The organism is Caballeronia sp., assembly GCF_049581465.1.
GTDB lineage: Bacteria > Pseudomonadota > Gammaproteobacteria > Burkholderiales > Burkholderiaceae > Caballeronia.
The window spans coordinates 1-1807 of the sequence record NZ_JBAUSA010001079.1 but is presented as its reverse complement, the minus strand read 5'-3'; the positions used below and the strand labels follow the sequence as shown (position 1 = coordinate 1807).

The following is a 1807-nucleotide window of genomic DNA, read 5'->3' as shown; positions in this document are numbered from 1 at the left end:
CGCGAGCACCATGGTGTGCACGCCGTCGGCGAATGTGAAAAAGTAAAAGATGCCCTCTTCTTCCATCAGCCGTGAGATGAACTGCAACGCGCTCTCGTCGTACTGCACGCAGTATTCGCGCACCGCGTAAGTACCGGTCACGCGCAACTCGACCGCCACACCGGCGTTCGACAGCAATTGCTCAACGATATCGAGCGCGCTCTGGTTCTGGTAGATCGCGCGGTTGCTGCCGAGCGCGAGCAGCGACAGGCGCGGTGCCAGTTCAGCCGAATAGAAGCCGCCCTGCGCATTGGCGCCAACCTGGGCAAAGCGCAGGACGATGCCATTGAAAAAGCGACTCGGCCCCAATGGCGCCTGCAGCGTCACAGTCACGCTCTTGCCGACGATCGTCTGCGGGTCGAGCCCCGTGTTCGACGAGCGCATGCGCAGGTGGAAGCGGAACGGTTCGGACATCGCCTCGCGGCCGCCGAAGCCTTCGAGCAGCAGCACATCGGCGCCGAACGGCGTGCTGACCGACAGCAGGCAGCCAACCTGGGTTGTGGTCACATCGATCACGTCAGGCGTCCTCACGCGGCGCGAAGCGCAAAGCGATCCCACCAGCCGCCGTGAACGCGAGGTGCACGCCACCGAACGGTTCGGCTACCGAAATACGTTCGAGCACCTCACGCGCAAGTTCAGGCAACACCGAATGGGTGAGGATGTGATCGACATTGCGTGCGCCGCTGTCCACTTCCTTGCAGCGCTCGGTGATGACCTGCGCGAACTCGTCGTTCCACGTCAAGCGTGCATGATGATTGCGCTCGAAGCGTTCCGCGAGTCGCGCAAGCTTCAGGTTCACGATCGACGTAATCTGCGCGTCGCCAAGGGGGTAGTACGGCACCAGCACCATGCGCCCGAGAAACGCCGGACTGAACTGCCTGAGCAGCGCGGGCCGCAGACGCTCGATCAGCGCCTCGGGCGGCGGGCGGCGGCCTCCCACGCAAGCGTCCGTGATGACGTCCTGCGCGGCGTTCGACGTCAGCAGGATGAGCGTGTTCCTGAAGTCGATCGGCACCCCTTCACCGTCTTCCATCACCCCCTTGTCGAACACCTGGAAAAACAATTCGAGGACATCGGGGTGGGCCTTTTCCATTTCGTCGAGGAGCACGACGCTGTACGGACGGCGCCGCACCGCCTCGGTCAGCACGCCGCCCCGGCCGTAGCCGACATAGCCCGGTGGCGCACCTTTGAGGCCCGAGACGCTATGCGCCTCCTGGAACTCGGACATGTTCACGGTAATCATGTTGCGCTCGCCGCCGTACAGCATGTCGGCAAGCGCCGCGGCCGTCTCCGTCTTGCCGACGCCGCTCGGGCCGACCAGCAGGAACACGCCGACCGGCTTGCCCGGATCGTCGAGATCGGCGCGGAACGTGCGCACGCGGCGGGCAATCGCATCGAGTGCCTCATTCTGGCCGACCACACGTTCGGCGAGCTTGTCCTGCAGATAGAGGACCGTGTGCAATTCGTCGGCGAGCATGCTGCCCACCGGTATGCCGGTCCAGCCGGAAATCACCTTCGCGACCATCCCCGAATCGACGCAGACGGGCACCATCGGTTCGTCGCTCTGCACCGCTTCCAGGCCTTTCTCGAGACGGCCGAGATTGGCCCGCAGCGTTTCGCCGTCCTCGCCTTCGACTGCCTGCTCCTGCGCGGCCAGATGACGCGCAATCTTGCGGCGCCACGCGAGGATTTCATCGACGGCACGCTTTTCGGTGCCGAGCTTGTCGGTCAGGCGCGCGTGTTGCGCGCTCCGGTCTTCGAGCTGGCC

2 protein-coding genes are annotated in these 1807 nt (G+C 64.5%); both read right to left on the bottom strand.

Going from position 1 to position 1807, the window contains the following annotated elements; genetic code table 11:
• Window positions 1-555: type VI secretion system Vgr family protein (locus WCA53_RS26380; RefSeq protein ID WP_423917483.1), on the bottom strand; the 555-nt coding region annotated here is incomplete at its 3' end.
• Between the two features lies 1 nt (window position 556).
• Window positions 557-1807: AAA family ATPase (locus WCA53_RS26375; RefSeq protein ID WP_423917480.1), on the bottom strand; the 1251-nt coding region annotated here is incomplete at its 5' end.